At 72.8% G+C, this 23,266-nt stretch carries 17 protein-coding genes; 6 read left to right on the forward strand and 11 right to left on the reverse strand.

Going from position 1 to position 23,266, the window contains the following annotated elements:
• The first annotated feature begins 25 nt into the window (after positions 1–25).
• On the forward strand, positions 26–919 hold the full coding sequence (locus ACF1ED_RS22610; protein ID WP_391763138.1) for an LPXTG cell wall anchor domain-containing protein: 894 nt from the start codon (positions 26–28) through the stop codon (positions 917–919).
• Positions 920–991: 72 nt separating this feature from the next.
• Here the strand turns inward: ACF1ED_RS22610 and ppc are convergent, their stop codons facing one another.
• Positions 992–3,721 (reverse strand): phosphoenolpyruvate carboxylase, encoded by a 2,730-nt coding sequence (gene ppc / locus ACF1ED_RS22615; protein WP_391763140.1) that lies wholly within the window; start codon positions 3,719–3,721, stop codon positions 992–994.
• 235 nt (positions 3,722–3,956) lie between these two features.
• Here ppc and ACF1ED_RS22620 point away from each other — a divergent pair, with 235 nt between their 5' ends.
• The 4 genes from ACF1ED_RS22620 (at position 3,957) to ACF1ED_RS22635 (ending at position 9,471) form a co-directional block, all read left to right on the forward strand.
• Entirely contained in the window at positions 3,957–4,949 is a 993-nt protein-coding gene (locus tag ACF1ED_RS22620; RefSeq protein ID WP_391763142.1) for an acyl-CoA desaturase, read from the forward strand.
• Entirely contained in the window at positions 4,946–5,641 is a 696-nt protein-coding gene (locus ACF1ED_RS22625) for a TetR family transcriptional regulator (protein WP_391763144.1), read from the forward strand. The genes ACF1ED_RS22620 and ACF1ED_RS22625 overlap by 4 nt, the downstream gene beginning before the upstream one ends.
• A 204-nt stretch (positions 5,642–5,845) precedes the next feature.
• Positions 5,846–7,555: an FG-GAP-like repeat-containing protein gene (locus tag ACF1ED_RS22630; protein WP_391763146.1), complete on the forward strand. Its 1,710-nt coding sequence runs from the start codon at positions 5,846–5,848 to the stop codon at positions 7,553–7,555.
• A 209-nt stretch (positions 7,556–7,764) separates the two neighbouring features.
• Positions 7,765–9,471, forward strand: coding sequence for an FG-GAP repeat domain-containing protein (locus tag ACF1ED_RS22635; protein WP_391763148.1), 1,707 nt, complete (start codon positions 7,765–7,767; stop codon positions 9,469–9,471).
• Positions 9,472–9,531: 60 nt separating this feature from the next.
• Here ACF1ED_RS22635 and ACF1ED_RS22640 read toward each other — a convergent pair whose 3' ends face one another.
• A complete protein-coding gene (locus ACF1ED_RS22640) occupies positions 9,532–10,368 on the reverse strand; it encodes a trans-aconitate 2-methyltransferase (RefSeq protein WP_391763150.1) in 837 nt (278 codons plus the stop codon).
• A gap of 162 nt (positions 10,369–10,530) precedes the next feature.
• On the opposite strand from ACF1ED_RS22640, the gene ACF1ED_RS22645 reads away from it, so the two are divergent.
• Positions 10,531–11,028: a MarR family transcriptional regulator gene (locus ACF1ED_RS22645; RefSeq protein ID WP_362108445.1), complete on the forward strand. Its 498-nt coding sequence runs from the start codon at positions 10,531–10,533 to the stop codon at positions 11,026–11,028.
• Here ACF1ED_RS22645 and ACF1ED_RS22650 read toward each other — a convergent pair.
• The 9 genes from ACF1ED_RS22650 to ACF1ED_RS22690 all read right to left on the reverse strand — a co-directional run bounded on the left by ACF1ED_RS22650 (position 10,987) and on the right by ACF1ED_RS22690 (position 23,197).
• Positions 10,987–11,766: a LuxR C-terminal-related transcriptional regulator gene (locus ACF1ED_RS22650; RefSeq protein ID WP_391763152.1), complete on the reverse strand. Its 780-nt coding sequence runs from the start codon at positions 11,764–11,766 to the stop codon at positions 10,987–10,989. The genes ACF1ED_RS22645 and ACF1ED_RS22650 overlap by 42 nt on opposite strands.
• Before the next feature lie 244 nt (positions 11,767–12,010).
• The gene (galK, locus tag ACF1ED_RS22655; RefSeq protein ID WP_391763154.1) at positions 12,011–13,150 is read right to left on the reverse strand and encodes a galactokinase; all 1,140 of its coding nucleotides are present in this window, start codon (positions 13,148–13,150) and stop codon (positions 12,011–12,013) included.
• Positions 13,147–14,133 carry a UDP-glucose 4-epimerase GalE gene (gene galE, locus ACF1ED_RS22660; protein ID WP_391763156.1) on the reverse strand — a complete coding sequence of 329 codons (987 nt, stop codon included), beginning with the start codon at positions 14,131–14,133 and terminating at the stop codon, positions 13,147–13,149. The genes galK and galE overlap by 4 nt, the downstream gene beginning before the upstream one ends.
• Positions 14,130–15,173 (reverse strand): galactose-1-phosphate uridylyltransferase, encoded by a 1,044-nt coding sequence (gene galT / locus ACF1ED_RS22665; RefSeq protein ID WP_391763158.1) that lies wholly within the window; start codon positions 15,171–15,173, stop codon positions 14,130–14,132. The genes galE and galT overlap by 4 nt, the downstream gene beginning before the upstream one ends.
• A gap of 133 nt (positions 15,174–15,306) precedes the next feature.
• Positions 15,307–15,990 carry a LuxR C-terminal-related transcriptional regulator gene (locus tag ACF1ED_RS22670; protein WP_391763160.1) on the reverse strand — a complete coding sequence of 228 codons (684 nt, stop codon included), beginning with the start codon at positions 15,988–15,990 and terminating at the stop codon, positions 15,307–15,309.
• A gap of 169 nt (positions 15,991–16,159) precedes the next feature.
• Entirely contained in the window at positions 16,160–18,031 is a 1,872-nt protein-coding gene (locus ACF1ED_RS22675; RefSeq protein ID WP_391763162.1) for a PQQ-binding-like beta-propeller repeat protein, read from the reverse strand.
• A 13-nt stretch (positions 18,032–18,044) separates the two neighbouring features.
• Positions 18,045–19,916 carry a PQQ-binding-like beta-propeller repeat protein gene (locus ACF1ED_RS22680; RefSeq protein ID WP_391763164.1) on the reverse strand — a complete coding sequence of 624 codons (1,872 nt, stop codon included), beginning with the start codon at positions 19,914–19,916 and terminating at the stop codon, positions 18,045–18,047.
• Positions 19,917–20,028: 112 nt separating this feature from the next.
• Positions 20,029–21,837 carry an ABC-F family ATP-binding cassette domain-containing protein gene (locus ACF1ED_RS22685; RefSeq protein ID WP_391763166.1) on the reverse strand — a complete coding sequence of 603 codons (1,809 nt, stop codon included), beginning with the start codon at positions 21,835–21,837 and terminating at the stop codon, positions 20,029–20,031.
• Positions 21,838–21,913: 76 nt separating this feature from the next.
• Positions 21,914–23,197, reverse strand: a complete 1,284-nt coding sequence (locus ACF1ED_RS22690) for an acyltransferase family protein (RefSeq protein WP_391763168.1) — start codon at positions 23,195–23,197, stop codon at positions 21,914–21,916.
• Positions 23,198–23,266: the final 69 nt, after the last annotated feature.

Consider the following 23,266-nt stretch of genomic DNA (forward strand, 5'->3'; position numbering starts at 1 on the left):
TCATCCCACAGATGGACGACTGCACATGCGACGCTCCTTCATACCCGCCGCCACGCTCGTCGCGGCCATGGCGGGCTCTCTTGCCCTGGCGCCGACGGCCTTCGCCACCGGCGGTGAATACGAGCTCAAGCTGCACCAGGAGACGCCGATCAAGGCGGCCGGCTTCGAGCAGGGCGAGTGCCCCGACACCATCCCCGCCGACAAGGACGGGTGGCACTTCGTGATCCCCGGCGGTGGCACGGACTTCGTCAAGCTGACGGTCACCTTCGACAACGGCGCGCCGATCGAGATCACCTCCTTCGGTCCGCCGAAGGACGACCACGCGTACGTGGCTTCGGAGGCCGGCGCCGAGCTGACCTCCGCCGTCGCGACCGTGAAGGGCGAGCCGGTGAAGTTCTTCAACCTCTCCCACACCTGTGCGGCGGAGGGCGAGGAGACCACCGGTGGCAACTCCACTGGTGAGACGACGACCGGCGAGACCACGACCGGCGAGACCACGACCGGTGAGACCACGACCGGTGAGACGACGACCGGTGAGACCACCACGGGTGAGACCACCACGGGTGAGACGACGACCGGTGAGACCACCACCGGTGAGACCGCCGCCACGGGTGAGACCACCGCGACCGGCGGTTCCTCCGCGACCGGTGAGACCTCCGCCACCGGCGGTTCCTCCGCCACGGGTGAGACCTCCGCGACCGGCGGCTCCTCCGCGACCGGCGAGACGACCGCCACGGGCGGCGACGCCGCCACCGGTGACGTCAAGGGCGAGACCGACACCAAGGGCGGCTCCGAGGAGGGCAACCTCGCGGAGACCGGTTCGAGCGCGCCGGTCGGCGTGATGGCCGGCGTCGCCGCCGCGCTCGCCGCGGCCGGCGCGTTCCTGGTGATGCGCCGTCGCAAGGCCGCGCAGAACTGACGCACCCCGTCGTGAACGGGAAGTGCCCCCGCGGGAAGGCCCGCGGGGGCACTTCTTCGTGCGCGGAGGGCGTCAGCCCGTGTTGCGGAGGCCCGCCGCCACGCCGTTGACCGTCAGGAGCAGGGCCCGCGCGAGCAGCGGGTCCGGGTCCTGGCCGGCCTCGGCGGCGGCCCGCTGCCGGGCGAGGAGGGCGACCTGGAGGTAGGAGATCGGGTCCAGGTAGGCGTCGCGGATGGCGAAGGTCTGCTGGAGGACCGGGTGGGAGTCGAGGAGCTTCTCGCCGCCGGTGACCTTGAGGACCTCCTCGACGGTGAGCGCGTGCTCCGCCTCGATGGCGTCGAAGACGTGCTTGAGCTCGTCGGGGACGAGGGTGTCGACGTAGTGGCGGGCGATCCGCAGGTCCGTCTTCGCGAGCGTCATCTCCACGTTGGAGAGGAAGTTGCGGAAGAAGTGCCACTGCTCGTGCATCTCGCCGAGGACGGCTTCGAGGCCGGCCTCGCGCAGGGCCTTGAGGCCGGAGCCGACGCCGTACCAGCCGGGAACGATCTGGCGGGACTGGGTCCATCCGAACACCCAGGGGATGGCACGGAGTCCGTCGAGGGAGACGCCGGAGCCGGGGCGGCGGGAGGGCCGTGAGCCCAGGTGCAGGTCGGCGAGCTGGTCGACGGGGGTGGAGGCGAGGAAGTACGCCGGCAGGCCGGGGTCCTCGACGAGCTTGCGGTACGCGGTGTGGGCGGCCTCGGAGACGGTGTCCATGGCGGCGTCCCAGCGGGCCAGGGCGTCGTCGGACTGGCGGGGCGCGGTGTGCAGGGCGGAGGCCTGGAGCGTGGCCGCGACGGTCAGTTCGAGGTTCTCGCGGGCCAGCGACGGGATGAGGTACTTGTCGGAGATGACCTCGCCCTGCTCGGTGACCTTGATCTCGCCCTCCAGGGTGCCCCAGGGCTGGGCGAGGATGGCGTCGTGCGAGGGGCCGCCGCCGCGGCCGACGGTGCCGCCGCGGCCGTGGAACAGCCTCAGCCGGACCCCGTAGCGGTGGGCGACGTCGCGCAGGCGCCGCTGGGCGCGGTGGATCTCCCACTGGCTGGTGGTGATGCCGCCGAACTTGGAGGAGTCCGAGTAGCCGAGCATGACCTCCTGGACGTCGCCGCGCAGGGCGACGAGGCGCCGGTAGGAGGGGTCGGCGAGCATGTCGTTGAGGATGACGTCGGCGGCGCGGAGCTCGTCGGTGGTCTCCAGGAGCGGCACGATGCCGATCTTGGCCCAGCCGGCGTGCAGGTCGATCAGGCCGGCCTCGCGGGCGAGGACGGTGGCGGCGAAGACGTCGTCGGCGCCCTGGCACATCGAGATGATGTAGGACTCGATGACCTCGGGGCCGAAGCGCTCGAAGGCTTCCTTGACGGTGTGGAAGACGCCGAGGGTCTTCTGGCCGTCGGCGTCGAGCGGGGCCGGGGTGGGGGCCAGCGGGCGGCGGGAGCGGAGCTCCTTGGCGAGGAGCTTCTGCCGGTAGTCGCGGGGCATGTCGGCGTACCGCCAGGACTCCTCGCCGAGGCGGTCGAAGAGCTGGCCGAGGGCGTGGTGGTGGGCGTCGGCGTGCTCGCGGACGTCCATGGTGGCGAGCTGGAGGCCGAAGGCGGCGAGGGTGCGGATGGTGCGGTCCATGCGCCCGTCGGCGAAGAGGCCGCCTCGGTGCTCGCGCAGGGAGGTCTGGATGAGGGTGAGGTCGCGGATGAGCTCGGCGGTGCCGAGGTAGTCGCGGCCTTCCTGGTGCGCGGTGCCGGCGGCGAGGCGCTCGCGGGTGTTGAGGAGCTTCTGGCGGACGCAGGTGGCCTTGAGGCGGTACGGCTCCTCGGCGTTGAGCCGCTTGTAGCGCGGGCTGATCTCGGGGAGGAGGTCGAGGTCGCGCTGGAGGGAGTCCAGGAGTTCCTGGGTGGCGCCGGTGTAGCGGATGGAGTTGGAGAGCAGGCCGCGGAGGAAGTCGATGAGCTCCAGGGCGTCGGTGATGCCGTGCTCGTGCTGGAGGATCAGGACGTCCCAGGTGACCTGGGGGGTGACGTTGGGGTTGCCGTCGCGGTCGCCGCCGATCCAGGTGCCGAAGGTGAGCGGGCGGGTGCCGGCGGGGAGCTCGTAGCCGACGCGCTCCAGTTCGGCGGCGAGGTCCTCCAGGACGTCGCCGACGGCGCCCGCGTGCAGCTCGTCGAGGTAGTAGATGGCGTTGCGGGCCTCGTCGGCGGGCTCCGGGCGGACGACGCGGAGTTCGTCGGTCTGCCAGATGAGGTCGATGTTCTCGGCGAGCCTCAGGTCGTGGCGGCGCCGGTCGGACTCGATGACCGGGTTCTCCAGGAGGGCTCCGATGCGGCGGAGCTTGTTGAGGACGGAGCGGCGGGCGGCCTCGGTGGGGTGCGCGGTGAAGACGGGGCGCACGTTGAGGTTCTTGACCGTCTCGCGCACGTGGGCGGGGTCGCCGTCCTTGAGCATGTCGGCGGTGCGGGCGAGGAGGCCGCCCTCGGCGGCGCGCTTCTCGCGGAGCTCGCGGCCGCGGTGGACCTGCTCGGTGACGTTGGCGAGGTGGAAGTAGGTGGAGAAGGCGCGGACGAGCTTGGCGGCCGTCTCCAGTTCGACGCCGCGCAGCAGCTCGGCGGCGGCGTCGCCGTCCTCGCGGGTGAGGCGTCGGACCTTCTCGACGAGGTCGAGGAGTTCGTGGCCCTCCTGGCGTACGAGGGTCTCGCCGAGGAGGTCGCCCAGTCGGCGGATGTCGGCGCGCAGCTCGGCGTTGGTGGTGGGAGTCTGGTCGGCACTGCTCACAGGTGTGGCTCCTTGCAGTGTTCAAGCACGTCTGGAGGGTTCTGGAGGCTTGCGGACCGCGCTGTCCGACGCCCCCAGGATAGGTGTCCATTCCCTGGACGTGGGGGAGCCCCCCGCTTGTGCCCTCTTGCCGCGTGCCGCCGCGCTGCCATACTTACGTCGCCGTAGGTTACGCATCCGTAGCCTCGGCCCGTCTTTTCCGTCCCCCCACCCTCACCCCCCCCAGAGGACACGTATGACCATCACCCCCGAGGTGACCCCGGCGCCCGAGGCGTCCGAGACGTCCGGCCCGGTCCAGGCCCTGCCCTCCGCCACGCTCAGCGGCGACAGCAAGGGTTCCGTCGAGCAGCTCGCGCTGGGGCTGTTCATCGTGGTGCCGTTCGTGGCACTGCTGGCGGCGGTGCCGCTGGCCTGGGGCTGGGGGGTGAGCTGGCTGGATCTGGGGCTGATGGTCGCGATGTACTTCATCGGCTGCCACGGCATCACGATCGGTTTCCACCGGTACTTCACGCACGGGTCGTTCAAGGCGAAGCGGCCGCTGCGGATCGCGCTGGCGATCATGGGGTCGCTGGCGGTGGAGGGGCCGCTGGTGCGCTGGGTGGCGGATCACCGCAAGCACCACAAGTTCTCGGACGCGGAGGGCGACCCGCACTCCCCGTGGCGGTTCGGCGAGACGGTGCCGGCGCTGCTGAAGGGGCTGTGGTGGGCGCACATCGGCTGGATGTTCGACGAGGAGCGGACGCCGCAGCACAAGTACGCGCCCGATCTGATCAAGGACTCGGCGATCCGCCGGATCTCGCGGCAGTTCGTGCTGTGGACGGTCGTGTCGCTGGCGATCCCGCCGGTGATCGGCGGTCTGGTGACGTGGTCGTGGTGGGGTGCCTTCACGGCGTTCTTCTGGGGCTCGCTGGTCCGGGTCTGTCTGCTGCACCACGTGACGTGGTCGATCAACTCGATCTGTCACGCGATGGGCAAGCGTCCGTTCAAGTCGCGTGACCGCTCGGGGAACGTGTGGTGGCTGGCGGTGCTGTCCTGCGGCGAGTCGTGGCACAACCTGCACCACGCGGACCCGACCTCGGCGCGCCACGGCGTGCTGAAGGGGCAGATCGACTCCAGTGCCCGGCTGATCCGCTGGTTCGAGCTGGCGGGCTGGGCGACCGACGTCCGCTGGCCGGCCCCGTCCCGTATCGACGCCCGCCGCCAGACCGCGCCCTCCGACGCGGCATGATGGAAGACGTGGCGATCGACGGCAGTTCCAGCAGCACCAGTGGTACGGGCGGTACCGGAGCGAAGCCCCGGCGCGGCCGCCGGGTGCGGATGACCGGCGCGGAGCGCCGGGAGCAGCTTCTGGACATCGGCCGGACGCTCTTCGCCGAGAAGGGTTTCGAGGGCACGTCGGTGGAGGAGATCGCGGCGAAGGCCGGGGTCTCGAAGCCGGTGGTGTACGAGCACTTCGGCGGCAAGGAGGGGCTGTACGCGGTCGTGGTCGACCGGGAGATGCGGCAGCTGCTGGACGGGGTGACGGGGGCGCTGACCGCCGGTCATCCGCGGGAGCTGCTGGAGCAGGCGGCCTTCGCGCTGCTGGACTACATCGAGAACTACACGGACGGGTTCCGGATCCTGGTCCGGGACTCGCCGGTGGCGCAGTCCACGGGGACGTTCGCGTCGCTGATCAGCGACATCGCCACGCAGGTCGAGGACATCCTGGGTCTGGAGTTCAAGACCCGCGGCTTCGACCCGAAGCTGGCGCCGCTGTACGCGCAGGCGCTGGTGGGCATGGTGGCGCTGACCGGCCAGTGGTGGCTGGACGTCCGCAAGCCGAGGAAGGCCGAGGTGGCGGCGCATCTGGTGAACCTGGCGTGGCACGGTCTGGACGGCATGGAGCAGAAGCCGCGGCTGATAGGTCACCGGAAGAACTGACCGTCCGGCCGGGGTCCGTGCCCCTTCCCCGGCCGTCGGACCTGACGGATCCCGAAAAGATTCGTTGCCGACTCAACGATCAAGGCTATGATCCCCCCACATCCGGGGGGGTGTCCGCCCTCCGTACGCGCCCTTCTGCCGTGCGGAGCCGGAGCGGAACCCTGCCCTGGATCCTGTTCTCACGTTCCCCAGGGGGGGATCACTTTGCGTACCGCTTTCTCCCTGCGCGGCCACCGTGTCGCCGCGTGCACCGCGCTCGCCCTCTCCGCCGGCATGCTGCTGGCGTCCCCCGCCGTGGCCGAGCCCGCGCCCCGGCCCTCCGCCGCCGAGCAGCCGCGCCGCGCGGCGGCCCCGCTGCCCTCGCCCGACCTGTCGAAGCTGCGGGGCGGCGCGACGGCCCGGACCGCGCAGGCGGCGGAGGCGCTGCCGTCCCGTTTCGACGTGGACGGCGACGGTGCCACCGACGTCCTCTACCGCGACTGGTCCGGCGAGCTCGGCGTCGTCATGAGCGGTCCGTCCGAGGGGGGCGCGTGGAGCGCCTCCGGTTCCGGCGAGGTCCCGATGGACCTGGTGCCGCTCGGCGACCAGAACGGCGACGGCCAGCCCGAGGTGCTGGTGCTGACCCAGTACGGCAAGGCGGAGCTGCACGCCGGCGCCACCATGAGCGGCGCCTCCTGGTACTGGACCGGCGGCGGCTGGGGGACCTACAACAAGGTCTTCTCGCCCGGCGACGTGAACGGCGACGGCCGCTTCGACCTGCTGGCCCGCAAGCACAACGGCGAGCTGTACTACTACCGCGCGACGGGCAACCTCATGGCGCCGTTCGCGGCGCCGGTGCGGGCGGGCACCGGCTGGGGCGCCTTCGACCAGCTCGTCGGCATCGGCGACAACGACGGCGACGGCAAGGGCGACGCGGTGGCGCGCACGCCCAACGGCAACCTGTACTTCTACAGCGGCACCGGGACCGGGGCGAGCCCGTTCAAACCGAAGAAGCTGATCGGCGGCGGCTGGAACACGTACAACCAGCTCTTCGCGGCCGACGACGTGAACGGCGACGGGCGGGCCGACCTCTACGGCCGTTCCGTCGACGGCACGCTGTGGGGCTACGAGGGCCGGGGCAACGGCACGTACACGCCGCGCGCGCGGCTCTCGGCGGTCGGCGCGTACCAGTCGGGCGACCAGTTCGGCGCGTCCGGCGCCATCCCGTTCGCGGGCAAGAACGCGCTGCTGGCGCGGACCCCGGGGGGCACCCTGTACTGGTACGGGGGCCTGAACAACGGCAAGCTGACGCCGCGCGACCCGTTCGAGGGCAACTGGTCCGGCGCGCCGCTGGGCTTCGCCTCCTCGCTCGACGCGAACGTCTTCGGCGAGCTCTTCTTCACCCTCGACGGCGTCCTCTACACGGGCGACTGGAGCGGCGGCGGCTGGGGCTCGTACAACCACGTCTTCGGCCCCGGCGACCTGAACGGCGACGGCAAGGGCGACCTGCTGGCCCGCGACCGCTCCGGCGTGCTGTACCTGATGCGGGGCAACGGCCAGGGCACCGGCTTCGCCTCCCGGCTGGAGGTCGGCCGCGGCTGGGGCTCGTACAACCGTCTGATCGGCGCCGGTGACATCTCCGGCGACGGGCGCGCGGACATCCTCGCCCGGGACGGCTCGGGCGTCCTGTGGCTGTACAAGGGCACGGGCGTCTCGACCCACCCCTTCCTCACCCGGGTGAAGGTCGGCACCGGCTGGGGCTCGTACCGGCAGATCGCCGCGCCGGGCGACCTGGACGGCGACGGCCGCGCGGACCTGGTCGCGACCACGTCGGGCGGCACGCTGTACCGCTACCACTCGACGGCCACGAGCGCCGTCTTCGCGCCGCGGGTCAAGGTCGGCGACGGCTGGCAGGTCTACTCGAACCTGTACTAGGCCGGGTTCCGGGGGCCTCTGTCACCGTCCGGTGACAGAGGCCCCCTCGTTCGATAACCGTTCGCCTGAATGTCGTTGGCGGACGTTACACTCACGCACATATCCGGAAGGGCGTTCGCCCTTCGCGCGCAGGTGCGCGCGAAGGCGGTGCGGAGCCCGTCCCGGTACCCACATCTTCACGTTCCCCAGGGGGGGATCCTTTGCGTTCCATGTTCTCCGGGCGTGGCCGCCGCGTCGCCGCGTGCACCGCTCTCGCCCTCTCCGCCGGCATGCTGCTGGCGACCCCCGCCTCGGCCGACGTCGCCGACCCGGCCTCGCGCGCCTTCGCGGAGCAGAAGCAGGCCCCGAAGGCCACGCCGAAGTCCCTGTCGCTGCCGCAGGCCGGCACGGCCCGCGCGGGCGCGCAGGCCGCCGCGGACTCCTCGTCGCTCCTGTCCGACCTGGACGGCGACGGCCAGGAAGACCTGATCTACCGCGACACGTTCGGCTACCTGAACTCGGTCACCGTCGACGGCGTCTCGCCGTTCGGCAAATTCGACGCGCCCTTCGCGAAGGACGTCATCCCGGTCGGCGACCAGGGCGAGGGCTCCCTGCCCGAGGTGTTCACGGTCTCGCTGACCGGCACGCTCACCCTGTACAAGGACGCCTCCGAGTACGGCAGCGTCGACTCGGAGTTCAACCAGCGCGCCGGCGTCTTCGTCGGCAACGGCTGGCAGACCTACAACAAGGTCTTCTCGCCCGGCGACGTGAACGGCGACGGCCGCGCCGACGTCATCGGCCGCACCCCGGCCGGCCAGCTGTACCTGTACCTCGGTACCGGCGACCTGTCCAAGCCGCTCAGCGGCCGCACCCTCGTCGGCACCGGCTGGGGCAAGTTCGACCAGCTCGTGGGCCTCGGAGACGGCAACGGCGACGGCTTCGGCGACGTGTACGCCCGTGACACCGCCGGCCAGCTGTACTTCTACGCCGGCACCGGCGACACCAGCAGGCTCTTCGCGCCCGCCAAGGCGATCGGCGGCGGCTGGAACACCTTCACCCAGCTCGTGGCCGGCGGCCACGGCGGCCTGCTCGCCCGCGACCTCGGCGGCACGCTGTACTACTACGCGCCCAAGGGCGACGGCACCCTCGTCGCCAGGGTCCCGGCGAGCGAGAAGGCCGCCTGGGCGGACGCCGCCCAGATCGGCAACTCCGGCACCAACCCGTACTCGGGCCGCGACGGCGTCCACGCGTTCACCTCGGGCGGCAGCTGGTACTGGTACAAGAACACCACCACGGGCCTCCTGGAGCCCCGTGATCCGGTCGGCTCGGCGAACGAGTGGGCGGGCTACAACCTCTTCGGCCTCTCGTCGATGAACGACGACGGCGCGTCCGACCTCGGCCACATCTCCTACGGCTACTTCTTCGTCGACGGTGAGGAGATCGGCGGCGGCTGGGGCGCCTACACCGCCATCGTCGGTCCCGGCGACCTGACCGGCGACGGCAAGGGCGACCTGGTGGCCCGGGACAAGAACGGCACCCTGTGGCTGTACAAGGGCAACGGCGCCGGCACCGGCTTCGCGACCCGCGTGAGCCTCGGCGGCGGCTGGAACGCCTTCAACAAGATCATCGGCGCCGGCGACTACACCGGTGACGGCCTCACCGACCTGCTGGCCCGCACCACCGACGGCAGCCTGTACGTCTACCCGGGCACCGGCAACGCCAGCGCGCCGTTCCGCGCCCGCTCCCTGGTCGGCACCGGCTGGAACACGTACAAGCAGCTGGCCTCCCCCGGCGACCTGAACGCGGACGGCAAGGCCGACATCATCGGTGTGAACAGCGCGGGCGAGCTGTACCGCTACTTCAACACCTCCCCGGCGCGCTTCGCGCCGAAGGCCAAGATCGGCACGGGCTACCAGGCCTACAACAAGATCAACTGACCCTCCCGGGCCACACGGACGCCCCGCACCGGATTCCTCCGGTGCGGGGCGTCCGCCGTTTCAGGACGGGGTGCGGGCGACCGCGAAGACGCGGCGGAAGGGGAAGACGGTGCCGTCGGGGCCCGGGGGGTACGCCTCGCGGAGGAGGTCGCGGTACGCGGCGAGGAATGCCTCGGCGGCGGGGCGGTCGTCGGCGAGGGTGGTGAGGACGGGGCGCAGCGCGGTGCCCTTGACCCAGTCGAGGACGGCGTCCTCGCCCTGGAGGAGCTGGCAGTAGACGGTCTCCCAGACGTCGGTCTCGCAGCCGAGGGCGGTGAGGCGGGCGAGGTAGTCGGCGGGTTCGAGGATGTGGACGAAGCGCCGGCCCTGGTCGCCGAGGCGGGCGCGCCACTCGGGGCGGGCGCAGAGTTCGCCGAGGAGGGCGTGGCTGGGGGAGGTGAAGTTGCCGGGGACCTGGAAGGCGAGGACGCCGCCGGGGCGCAGGCCGCCGGTCCAGGCGGCGAAGGACTCCGGGTGGTTGGGGACCCACTGGAGGGCGGCGTTGGAGACGATCAGGTCGTAGGGCTCGGCGGGGGTCCAGTGGGCGGCGTCGGCGGGGCGGAAGTCGAGCCAGCCGCCGCCGGAGGTGGTGCCGGACCAGTCCTTCTCGGCCTGTTCGAGCATCTCGGGCGAGAGGTCGAAGCCGGTGATGTGGGCGTCGGGCCAGCGGTCGGCGAGGAGGGCCGTGACGTTGCCGGGGCCGCAGCCGAGGTCGGCGATGCGGGCGGGGCGGTCGCCGTTGGGGAGGCGGGGTATTCGCTGGAGGAGGTCGAGGAAGGGACGGGTGCGGTGGGTGGCGTGGCGGAGGTACTGCCGTGGGTCCCAGACGGGTGCGGCGGCGGTTTCCACGGAATGCATGTTCGATGCCCCCTTGCAGGCGTGAGTCGGCCAAGCGGAACCGGGTTTCGGCCGGGTCCCTTCCCCTCTCCCGCCGATATTATATCTCGACATCAAGATTCATGAGATCGAGAAACTCGAAGGCAAGAGACTTTATGTCAACAGACCCACTACACTGATCACATGGAGGACGAGGTCGACCGGCTGGTCGCTGCATGGCGCCGTGAGCGCCCGGACCTCGACGTGGAACCGTTGGAGGTCCTCAGCCGCGTCTCCCGGCTGGCCCGGCACCTCGACCGCGCCCGGCGGCTCGCCTTCTCCGAGCACCAGCTGGAGCCCTGGGAGTTCGACGTCCTCACCTCGCTGCGCCGCGCCGGAGCCCCGTACCAGCTCTCCCCCGGCCAGCTCCTCACCCAGACCCTGGTCACCTCGGGCACCATGACCAACCGCATCGACCGGCTCACCAAGAAGGGCCTGGTCGAGCGGCTGCCCGACCCCAGCGACCGGCGCGGCGTGCTGGTCCGGCTCACCCCCGAGGGACGGGACCGCGCCGACGAGGCGCTCGCCGGGCTGCTCGCCCAGGAGCGGGCCATCCTCGCCCAGCTCTCCCGCCCCCAGCGCGCCGAACTCGCCGCCCTGCTACGCCGGCTGACCGCCCCGTTCGACAACCTCCCCGGCTAGCACCACCCGCTCCGGGAGCGGTGCGGGGCCCACGCCCGCCCGCCGGGCCAGCGCCACCGCCGCCAGCGTCGAGTGGACGCCCAGCTTCCCCAGCACGTTCTGCATGTGCGTGCGGACGGTGTGCGGCGACAGGAAGAGCCGCTCGGCGACCGCCTTGCGGCCCAGGCCCGCCACCATGCAGCGCAGCACCTCCCGCTCGCGCGGGGTCAGCGACTCCACGAGCCGCTCGCTCTCCGTCCGGTGCTTCCGGACCGCCGTCAGCTCCCGCAGCACCCCGGTCAGCAGCGCCGGCGGCAGGTGCGTCTCGTCCCGCAGGACGCCGCGGACCACGGCGAGGAGCCGCTGGAGCGAGCAGTCCTTCGCCACCCAGCCGCAGGCCCCCGCCTGGAGCGCCAGCGCGGCGCGGCGGGCGTCGTCCTTCTCGGCCAGCACCACCGTGCGGACCGCGGGCTGGACCTTCCGCACCCCCGCGACCAGCGAGATCCCGTCCACGGCGGGCTCGCCGTCCGGCCCGGACGGCACCGCCGCCGGGGCCGTGGGCAGCGCGCCCAGGTCGGCGTCGACGAGCAACACGTCGAAACGGCGCCCCTCCGCGACCCCCCGGTCCAGACAGCGCATGGCGGCGGGACCGCTGCCCGCCGCGGCGACGTCGACGTCGGGCTCGGCCGCCAGCGCGGCCGCCAGCGATTCGGCGAAGACGCGGTGGTCGTCCACCACCAGGACCCGGATTCGTGCCACGGACACCCCCAAGTGTCGAGGAGAGACCGGCGCGGTACGGCGCCGGGGGCGGGTCCGTCCGGCGCACGGCCGCCGCCGTGCCCAGACTGCTACCCCGCTCCCGGCGCCGTACCCGACGGGTCTCGCCCCCTGAACGGCACCGGCCCCCACCGGCGCTGCCCACAGATTAGGGGGGCGGCACGGCACCGTGGGGGCCGATTGGCGGAAGTGTCCGAACTCGGCGGTCCTTGTGGGACCGTCGGCGTCAGAGCCGGCGGGCGCCCGCCGAGGGGACGGCCGGGAAGATCCCGGGCTCCGCGTACCCGGCGGCGGCGAAGGCCTTCCGCACGGCGGCGCCGGTCTCCTCGGCCCGCTCCGCGTCCACCAGGACCACCGCCGAGCCGCCGAAACCGCCCCCGGTCATCCGGGCGCCGAGCGCCCCGGCCGCGTTCGCCGCCTCGACGACGAGGTCCAGCTCCGGGCAGGAGACCCGCAGGTCGTCCCGGAGCGAGGCGTGCCCTTCGGTGAGGATCGGACCGACCGCCCGGGTCGCCCCGGCGTCCAGCAGGGCGATCACCCGGACCACCCGGTCGTTGTCCGAGACCACGTGCCGGACGTACCGCAGAATCGTCTCGTCGCTCAGACGGTCGAGTGCGGCGGGCAGTTGCGCGGCGTTGACGTCGCGCAGGGCGCGCACCCCGAGCGCCCGCGCGCCCGCTTCACAACCGGCGCGCCGCTCGGCGTACGCGCCGTCCCCGAGCGCGTGCTTCACCCGGGTGTCGACGACCAGCAGGGCCAGTCCCTCGGCGGCGAGGTCGAAGGGCACCTGCCGGTACGACAGGTCCCGGGTGTCCAGGTGGAGGGCGTGGCCCTCCTCGGCGCAGGCGGAGGCCATCTGGTCCATGACCCCGCAGGGCACGCCGACGAAGGCGTTCTCGGCGCGCTGCGCGATCCGGGCCAGCTCGGGCCGGGTGAGTCCGAGGCCGAAGAGGTCGTTCAGGGCGAGGGCGGTGACGACCTCCAGGGCGGCCGAGGAGGAGAGCCCGGCGCCGGTCGGCACGGTGGAGGTGAGGTGCACGTCGGCGCCGGACACCGGGTGCCCGGCCTCCCGCAGCGCCCAGACGACGCCGGCCGGGTAGGCGGCCCAGCCGCCGCCGGAGAGCGGCTCCAGGGCGTCGGTGTCGAGCTGGACGATGCCGCCGTCGACATCCCCGGAGTGCAGGCGCAGCACGCCGTCGTCGCGGCGGGAGACGGCGGCGACGGTGGTGTGCGGCAGGGCGAGCGGCAGCACGAAGCCGTCGTTGAAGTCGGTGTACTCCCCGATGAGGTTGACCCGCCCGGGGGCGGCCCAGACCCCGTCGGGCGCGGCGCCGTACAGCGCCTGGAAGTCGGCGGCGACGGTCACGGGCGGTCTCCTTCGCGCTGCCGGGCGAAGGCCCAGGCGTCGGCGACGACGTCCGCCAGGTCGGGGCGGGACGGCGTCCAGCCGAGCCGCTCGCGGGCGGCGTCGGCGGAGGCGACCAGGACGGCCGGGTCGCCGGGGCGGCGGGCGGCGGTGATCTCGGGGACCGGGTGGCCGGTGACCTTCCGGACGGTCTCGATCACCTCGCGGACGGAGAAGCCGTTGCCGTTGCCGAGGTTGCAGACCAGGTGCTCGCCCGCCGGCACGGTGCCGGCCGTCATCGCGTCGAGCGCCAGGAGGTGGGCCTCGGCGAGGTCGGCGACGTGGATGTAGTCGCGGACGCAGGTGCCGTCGGGGGTCGGGTAGTCGTCGCCGTAGACGGAGACGGCCTCGCGCTCGCCGAGGGCGACCTGGAGGACGAGCGGGATGAGGTGCGACTCGGGGTCGTGGCGCTCGCCGAGCCCGCCGTACGCCCCGGCCACGTTGAAGTAGCGCAGGGAGGCGGCGGCGAGGCCGTGGGCGGCGCACTCGCCGGTGATCATGTGGTCGACGGCCAGCTTGGTCGCCCCGTACGGGCTGGTGGGGGCGGTCGGCGCGGTCTCGGTGATCGGGACGGTCTCCGGCTCGCCGTAGGTGGCGGCGGTGGAGGAGAACACCAGCTTGCGGACGCCGGCCGCGCGCATGGCGGCGAGCAGCGCCAGGGTGCCGCCGACGTTGTTCTCCCAGTACTTCTCCGGCTTGGCGACGGACTCGCCGACCTGCGAGAACGCGGCGAAGTGCAGCACCGCGTCGTAGGAGTCGTCGAGCCAGCGGGCGGCGTCCTGGATCCGGCCCTCGATGAACTCGGCGCCGGCCGGGACGCCCTCGCGGAAGCCGGTGGAGAGGTCGTCGAGGACGGTGACCCGGTGGCCCCGCTCCAGCAGGTGGGCGGCCACCGCGCCGCCCACGTAGCCCGCCCCGCCCGTCACCAGATACCTCAGTGTCATGCGCTTGCCACCTCTCGGATGCGCCGGGCCGCGTCCTCCGGCCGGATGTCGTTCATGAACGCCCCCGTGCCGGACTCGGTGCCCGCGAGGAACTTCAGCTTGCCGGAGGCGCGCCGGACCGTGAACAGCTCCAGGTGCAGCCCGAAGTCCTCCCGCCGCTCGTCCGTGAACGGCGCCTGGTGCCAGGCGGCGATGTAGGGCGTCGGCGGCTCCGCCGGGCCGAAGATCCGGTCGAAGCGCCTCAAGAGTTCCAGATGGACCTGTGCGAACTCCGCGCGGGCGGCCTCGTCGAGGGCGAGCAGGTCGGGGACGCGCCGCTTGGGGTGGAGGTGGACCTCGTACGGCCACTTGGCGGCGTACGGCACGAAGGCGATCCAGTGCGCGGTCTCCAGGACCACCCGTTCGGCGTCGGCGCGCTCGCGGGCGACGAGGTCGTCGAAGAGGTTCCGGCCGGTGGCCCGGCGGTGCTCGTCGATCCGGCGGCGCATCAGGGCCGTGCGGGGGGTGACGTAGGGGAAGGCGTAGATCTGCCCGTGGGCGTGCGGCAGGGTGACGCCGATCTCCTGGCCCCGGTTCTCGAAGCAGTAGACCTGCTGGACGCCGGGGAGGGCGGAGAGCGCGGCGGTGCGGTCGGTCCAGGCGTCGAGGACGAGCCGGGCCCGCTCCTCGGTGAGGTCGGCGAAGGAGGCGGTGTGGTCGTCGGTGAAGCAGACGACCTCGCAGCGGCCGACGCCGCCGGAGAGGGAGGGGAAGCGGTTCTCGAAGACCGCGACCTCGTAGCTCTCCTCGGGGATCTCGCTCTCGCGGCCGTCCCTGGCGGGGCAGAGCGGGCAGGCGTCGGCCGGCGGGAGGTAGGTGCGGCTCTGCCGGTGGGAGGCGACGGCGACGTGGTCGCCGGTCAGCTCGTCGTACCGGATCTCGGAGCGGGAGGTGACGGGGGCGAGGGGGCGCGGGTCGACGGCGGTGCGGACCACGTCGTCGCGGGTGTCGTAGTAGATCAGCTCGCGCCCGTCGGCGAGCGTGGTGGCGGTCTTCTTCACGGGGGTGCCCTCCGGGCGCGATCAAACAGAACCACGCACAAAGAACCACAAGCGAACATCGAGGTCAAGACCGGAACCCGGTCCACGGCTCCCGGGACCTCCGGGACCGCCCGGACCCCGGGGCCCCGCGGACTCAGTGCGGGCCGCGCCGGCCCGGCACCGCCCGGTCGAGGAGGCCCGTGCGGGCCGCCAGCGCCGCCGCCTCCAGACGGGACCCCACGCCCAGCTTCATCAGCACCCGCTGCACGTGTGTCCGCGCCGTGCTCGGCGCGATCCCCATCCCCGCCGCGATCAGCCGGGTGTCCTCCCCCTCCGCGACCCGCACCAGGACCTCCGCCTCCCGGTGGGTCAGCAGCCGCAGCAGCCGCTGCGCCTCGTCGTCCGGCTGCGCCGCCGGGTTCAGCAGCTCCGCGAAGGCCCCCGCGAGCAGCTGCGGCGCCACCGCCGCCTCCCCCGCCCGGGCCTTCAGCAGCGCCCGCTCGACGCCCTCGATCCGCTCGTCGTGCCGGACGTACCCCGACGCCCCGGCCGCGAAGGCCGCCGCGATGCCGCGCGGCGAGGGCACCGGGCCCAGCACCACCACGGCCACCTGCGGCCGCTCCCGCTTGATCCGCGCGACCGGTTCGAAGGTCCCGGCCGCGGCCGGCGCGGCCGTGCCGAAGAGGCAGACCTCCGGCGCCCTGCCCACCACGACCTCCGCCGCCCCCGCCGTCGGCGCGGCCGCCGCGAGCACCCGGTGCCCGCGCAGCTTCAGTGCCGAGGCGAGCGCCTCCGCGAGCAGGCGGTGGTCGTCCACGACCACGAGCCGAACGCCCATCCCGTCATCCCCCATCCCCCGGGCGTGCCGTCCCCCGGCACCCTGACCCGGCAAGCTACACGCTCCCCCGCCCGACGGGGCGTCAACCTCCGGCGCACGAAAGGGGGAAGCGGACGCGCGAAGGGCCTCCCCGGTGTCCCGGGGAGGCCCTTCGCGTCGGTCTCGGGCGTCAGTTCCGCGTGCTGAACGACACCGCGTGGTACTTCTTCGAGAAGGCGGACTCGCCCTCCCGCGCCTTGCTCGCGTAGGTGGCCGAGATGAAGAACCGGCCGTCGCCGTAGAGGAGTTCGGCGCCGGTGATCGAGAAGCTGGTCTCGATGTCCCGGTTCCCCTTGTCCGACGGGTTCTCCAGGAGCAGGGTCGACTTCATCGTGCCCGCGTGGACGGAGACGATCTGCCCGCCCTTGGAGTACGGGGGCACCTTGTACGCGATGAGGTCGCCGCCGTCCATGCGCAGCGGCATCAGCGTGTAGCCGTCGCCGGCGTCGGCCTTCTCGGGCGCGGTCCGGCCGTTGGCGAGGTCGAAGGCGATGATCTCGTTGGTCTTGTCGCCGTACTCGCCGGTGGAGCCGTCGTGCTCCTCGGTGGGCACGTAGAGCCGGTCGTCGCCGACGAGGACCTGCGAGCAGTCCTCCACCGAGGTGGAGCCGCAGCGGGCCGCGTAGCGGTCCGCGTCGGCCGTGATCTTGGTGCGCAGCTTCCCGGTCTTCTCGTCGATGGAGAAGAAGTCCGAGATGCCGCTGCCGTCGTCGGCGGCGTCGCCGACGTTGGCCGCGACCACCAGCGGCTTGGTCGAGACGACCGCCGCGTACTTCACGCCCTGCGGCATCTTGAACTGCGAGAGCGGCTTGCCCGACTTCGGGTCCAGGTTCTGGACGAGGACGGACTCGGCGCCGTACTGACCGCACTTGCGGACGGCGACGAGGCCGGCGCCGCCGCCGTAGCCCATGTCGTAGCAGTTCTGGTCGTTGGACTGCGGCTTCCAGCGGACCTTGCCGGTGGCGGCGTCGAAGGCCGCGCCGCCGTCGGTGCCGCCGGCCGCCACGGTCCCGCCGCTGAGCGTGACCTCGCTGAAGCGGGCCTTCTCGTCGCCGCCGTCGCTGACGGAGGCCGACCAGAGCAGCTTGCCGGTGTTCAGGTCGACCATGCCGACCTGGTTGCAGCTCTGGTAGTAGCGGGGCGCGACGCGCTTGGACTCCTCGAAGAGGATCGGCACCTTGTTGTCGGCGGTCTTGTGCCGGGACGCGCCGCAGACCTGGCCGGCGAGCGGCAGGGTCCAGGAGACCGTGCCCTTGTCGATGTCGTAGCCGACGATCGAGTTGACGCCCGTCTTCACGAAGGTCTTCTCGGTGAGCCAGGAGCCGTCGACGGGCGTGGTGTCGGGCACCTTGGGCACGTCGATGCGGAAGGCCAGGGTGGAGCCGGTCTTGGCGCCGGGCTTCTCCTTGCCGTCGCCGCCCAGGCCGTTGCCCGCTCCGCCGTCGGTGCCGGTGTCGCCGCCGCCGGTGGGGGCCTGGGCGGTGCCGCCCGTGGGCTTGGCGTCGGGCTCCGGGTCGGAGCCGGAGTTGGCGTACCAGATGCCGCCGCCGACGATCAGGGCGACGGCCACGACCGCCGCGACGATGATCTGCGTCTGCGCGGAGAGCTTGCCCCGCCCGCCCGGTGCGGGGGCCGGGACCTGCTGCTGGGGCGCGGTCGGGTAGCCGTACGGCTGCTGCGGCTGGGCCGGGTAGCCGTACGGCGGCGGCACCGCCTGCTGGTGCTGCGGGTCCTGCTGCGGGTAGCCGTACCCGGGCTGCGGGGTCCCCGGGTAGCCGTAGCCGGGCTGGCCCTGGGGCGGCGGGGGCGGCGCGGCGTAACCGGGCTGGCCCTGCGGCGGCGTCGGAGCGCCGTAGCCGGGCCGGCCCTGCGGCGGGGGCGGGGGCGTCGGCGTGCCGAAGCCGCCCTGGCCCTGGCCCGGGTCCTGCGGGGAGCCGAAGCCGCCCGGCGGCGGGTAGCCGCCCGGGGGCTGGTTCGGCGGCGGAGGGGGTGGCTGGGTCATCGGTCCGCGTACCTCACTTGCTGAAGCCCATCATCGTCTTGGTCTCCTTCTCCTCGGCGTCGCTGGACGCCGAGACGCGGCCGGCCGCCACCACGAACGTGCCGTTGCCGTAGGCGTAGCCCGCGCTGAAGAAGCCGCTCTCGATCGACGAGACCGAGACCGGGTGCTTCAGGAGGATCTTCGGCGCGCCGCCGGCCGGGGCGATCGTCGCGACCGCGCCGCCCTTGTCGTACTTGGGCGCGACGTAGACGAGGACCTCGCCGCCCTCCATGCGCAGCGGCGTCATCTGCTGCTCGTCGGGCGCCTTGGAGCGCCACTTGGGCTTGCCGTTCTTGAGGTCGAAGGCGACGACCTCGTTGGAGGTGCCGTAGTCGGTGTCGGTCGCCATGTAGAAGGTGTCGCCCGAGGCGGCGACGCCGGTGCAGCCCTGGAGGTTGCGGCCGAAGATGACCAGGCCGCCGCCGCAGCGCGGGGCGTACTTGTCCTTGCCGCCCTGGATCTCGGAGCGGACCGAGCCGTTCGGGTTGAGCGCGACGATCGACCACTTCTTCTGCTCGCGCTGGAAGGCGGAGACGACGAGCGGGTTCACCGAGTAGACCTTGTCGACCTCCCAGGTGGCGGCCAGCTTGTACGTCCACTTGGCCTTGCCCGTGTTGGGGTCGACCTCGCTGACCGTGTGCTGTTCCTTGCTGGCGTCGGCCGTGCGGCACTGGTTGGCGGCGACCAGCTTGGTGGCGTCGCCGGCGTACGCGTACGGCTTGCAGTCGCCGGTGGGGCCGGTGAAGACCTGCTTGCCGTCGGTGAGGGAGAAGCCGTAGGCGCTGCTGCTGCCGGCCGCGGTCACCGTGTTGCCGCCGATGGCGAGGGTGTTGTCGGAGAAGGCGAAGAGGCCCGTGGGCTTCGGGACGGCCTTCTTCCAGCCCGCCTTGCCGGTCTTGAGGTCGATCTGCTGGAGCATCGTGCACTTGGCGCCGTCCTTGGCGCTCTCCTCGTACCCGAAGACCATGATGCCGTTGGCGCCGGGCTGGGCGGGGGCCGCGCACAGCTTGAACGGCAGGTCGACCGTCCACTTCTTGGTGCCGTCGGCGAGGCTGTAGCCGGAGACGCCCTTGTACATCGCCTTGACGACGGTGTCGCCGACGATCCAGGGGCCGAAGACCTCGGAGCCGTTGCGGGGCAGGTCGACGTCGTTGGCGGTGAGGAAGTTGACCTTCGCCTCACCCTCCTGGCGGGCCGCGTTGAGGTCGTCCTCGCCGCCCTTGTCGCCGTCGCCGGAGCCGTCGCCCTGGTCCACGGACTCGGTCGGCTTCGGGCCGGTGGTGGCGCTGGAGCTGCTCGTCGTCGGGTTCGCGACGACCGGCTCCTGGTCGTCGCCCTTGCCGACGACGGCCCACGTGGTGACGGCCGCGACGACCACGGCGGCCGCCGCGACGGCGGCGACGAGCGCGGTGCGGTTCTTGAACGGGCCGCCGCCGGAGCCGCCGCCCGGGGCGGGCACGGCCGGGTACGCGGGCTGCGTCTGGCCCGGGTAGCCGCCGTAGGGGCCGGGCTGCTGGCCGTACGGTCCGGGCTGCTGACCGTACGGGCCCGGCTGGGCCGGCTGCTGGCCGTAGGGGCCCGCCGGCTGCGCCGGCTGCGTCGGGTAGCCGTACGGGCCGGGCTGCGGGGCCTGCTGCGGGTAGCCGTAGCCGGGCTGGGCCTGCGGAGGCTGGCCGGGAGCCTGCGGAGGCTGGGCCGGCGGCTGGCCGGGCGCCTGCGGCGGGACCGGCGGCGTCTGCGGCGGCTGGCCGGGCATCTGCGGCGGGACGGGCGGCACGCCACCCTGGTTCGGATCCTGGGGAGCTCCGAAGCCCCCCGGCGGCTGGTTGCTGGGCGGCTGGGTCATCAGCGCTTCCCCCTTGCTGTGAGCGGGTTTTCTTTCTACCACCCACGAGGTGGCGCAAAAGCGACCGGTCCGCCCCTTGTGCCCAAGGGAGGACCGGCCCGTGATGCCCTCGTTATGCGTTCTCCGCCAGTTCGAGCCAGCGCATCTCCAACTCTTCACGTTCTCCAGACAGTTCGCGCAACTCCGCGTCGATCTTCGCGACCTTCTCGAAATCGGTCGCGTTCTCCGCGATCTGCGCGTGCAGTTTCGTCTCCCGCTCGGAGAGCTTGTCGAGCTGACGCTCGACCTTCTGGAGCTCCTTCTTCGCGGCGCGGGCGTCCGCGGCGGAGACGCCGGCCTTCGGCTGCTGCGCGGGCGCGGCGACGGGCGCGGGCGCGGCCTCCTCGGTCATCCGCCGGCGCCGCTCCAGGTACTCGTCGATGCCGCGCGGCAGCATCCGCAGGGCGCGGTCGCCCAGCAGGGCGAAGGTGCGGTCGGTGGTGCGCTCCAGGAAGAAGCGGTCGTGGGAGATGACGACCATGGAGCCCGGCCAGCCGTCGAGGAGGTCCTCCAGCTGGGTCAGGGTCTCGATGTCGAGGTCGTTGGTGGGCTCGTCGAGGAAGAGGACGTTCGGTTCGTCCATCAGCAGGCGCAGCAGCTGGAGGCGGCGGCGCTCGCCGCCGGACAGGTCGCCGACGGGCGTCCACTGCTTCTCCTTGCCGAAGCCGAACTGCTCGCAGAGCTGGCCGGCGGTCATCTCGCGGCCCTTGCCGAGGTCGACCCGGTCGCGGATCTGCTGGACGGCCTCCAGGACCCGCAGCTGGGCGGGGAGCTCGGTGACGTCCTGCGAGAGGTAGGCGAGGCGCACGGTCTTGCCGACGACGATCCGGCCGGCCGGCGGCTGCTTCTCGCCCTGGGAGACGGCCGCGTCCGCGAGTGCCCGCAGGAGTGAGGTCTTGCCCGCGCCGTTGACGCCGACGAGGCCGACGCGGTCGCCGGGGCCGAGCTGCCAGGTGAGGTGCTGGAGCAGCGTCTTCGGACCGGCGGTGACGGTCACGTCCTCCAGGTCGAAGACGGTCTTGCCGAGCCGGGCGTTGGCGAACTTCATCAGCTCGGTGCTGTCGCGGGGCTCGGGCACGTCCGCGATGAGCGCGTTGGCCGCCTCGATGCGGAAGCGGGGCTTGGAGGTGCGGGCGGGCGCGCCGCGGCGCAGCCAGGCCAGCTCCTTGCGCATCAGGTTCTGCCGCTTGACCTCCTCGGTCGCGGCGATCCGCTCCCGCTCGGCCCGGGCGAAGACGTAGTCGGAGTAGCCGCCCTCGTACTCGTACACGTCACCGCGCTGCACGTCCCACATGCGGGTGCAGACCTGGTCGAGGAACCAGCGGTCGTGGGTGACGCAGACGAGCGCCGAGCGGCGGAGCTGGAGGTGGCCGGCGAGCCAGGCGATGCCCTCGACGTCGAGGTGGTTGGTGGGCTCGTCGAGGACCAGCAGGTCCTGGTCCTCGATGAGCAGCTTGGCGAGGGCGATCCTGCGGCGCTCGCCGCCGGAGAGCGGGCCGATCACGGTGTCGAGGCCGTGCTCGAAGCCGGGCAGGCCGAGCCCGCCGAACAGGCCGGTGAGCACGTCGCGGATCTTGGCGCTGCCGGCCCACTCGTGGTCGGCCAGGTCGCCGATGACCTCGTGCCGGATGGTGGCCTCCGGGTCGAGCGAGTCGTGCTGGGTGAGCACCCCGATCCGCAGCCCGCCGCTGTGCGTGACGCGGCCGGTGTCGGCCTCCTCCAGGCGCGCCAGCATCCGGATGAGGGTGGTCTTGCCGTCGCCGTTGCGCCCCACGACCCCGATCCGGTCCCCTTCGGAGACGCCGAGCGAGACGCCGTCGAGCAGGGCACGGGTGCCGTACACCTTGCTGACGTTCTCGACATTGACCAGGTTGACGGCCACGTTGACTCCAGTGCGGGGTGATCGATCGACGTCCCAGGGTACGTCGCCGCGCCCTCCGGCGGCCCGGCCGCCGGTGTCAGGCCCGGGACCGGCCCGGCCGGTCGACCAGGAGCCAGCCCGCCAGGGCCATGGCGACCGCCGCCGGGGCGGTGATCCGGACGGCGACCAGGGTGGCGGTGTGGCCCTCCAGGAGGCCGCCGAGGCCGGTCATCGACAGGCCGAGCACGCCCAGCAGGGCGAGGGTGATGCCGAGGGCGGCGAGCGGGCCCGAGCCGCCCGCGCGGGGCACGGGGGCCGGGGCCTCGAAGCGGCGGAAGACCGCGACGAGCAGCGCCGTCAGCAGGACCGCCGCGGCGAGCCTGAGCGGCAGCTGGGCCCACCAGGCGGCCGTCGCCGGGGCCGGGAGGCGCACGCCGAGGCCGAGCATCGCCCCGTACACGCCGAGCATCGCCGTCAGGTGCCACAGGAACGCGGTCATCGCGACGCCGTTCGCCGCGACCACGCCCCGCCAGACCCGCGCCCGGGCCGCGAACCGCGTCCCCGGGCCCTTCAGTAGCTCCACCGCGCCGATCAGCCACAGGCCGTGGCAGAGCAGGGCGAGGGTGGGCGGGGCCATGTTGGAGACCTTCTCGCCGGGCATCCCGACCATGGACAGCGGGTACGGGCCGAGGGCGACGAGCGCGGCCGCGCCCGCGAGCCCGGCACCGGCGAGCAGGGCCGGGCGCCGGATCATGCCGTCGGCGCGGAGGAAGCCGAGCTGGTGGACGGCGAGCCAGACGAAGGCGAAGTTCAGGAACTCGACGTACGGCACGCCGGCGGCGAAGCGCAGCGCGTCGACCGCGGCCGCCGCGCCGGCGAGGGCCGCGAAGGCGCCCCAGCCGTACCGCTCGTGGGCCCGCAGCAGCGGCGGCGTGAACGCGACCATCGCGAGGTAGATGCCGATGAACCACAGCGGCTGGGTGACCAGTCGCAGCGCGACGCCGGTCAGTCCGCCGTCCGCGCCGGCGGTCTGGAGCACCAGCGCGGCCGCGCCCCACACCGCGACGAACACCATCGTCGGCCGCAGCAGGCGGCGCAGGCGGGCCCGCAGGAAGTCCGCGTAGCCCGGGCGGGAGCGGTGGGCCAGGGCGTGCGCGAAGCCGCCCACGAAGAAGAAGACCGGCATCACCTGGAGCGCCCAGGTGACCGCCTGGAGCTCCGGCACGACGGCCAGCAGGTTCCCGACCCCGTCGGCCGTGACCGCGGCCATCAGCCAGTGCCCGAGCACGACGACGCCGAGCGAGACGACCCTCAGCAGGTCCACATACCGGTCCCGCGCCGCCGGGGTGGCGGCGGCGAGCTCACGCGCGCTGATTCCCATGCCCGTACGGTCCCGCGCGCCGCGCCCGTCCGGCAGGGCGCGGCTACTCAGTTTGCGCGTGAGTAGCCC

It is taken from the genome of Streptomyces sp. NPDC014656, assembly GCF_043084305.1.
In the GTDB taxonomy this organism is placed as follows: Bacteria; Actinomycetota; Actinomycetes; order Streptomycetales; family Streptomycetaceae; genus Streptomyces.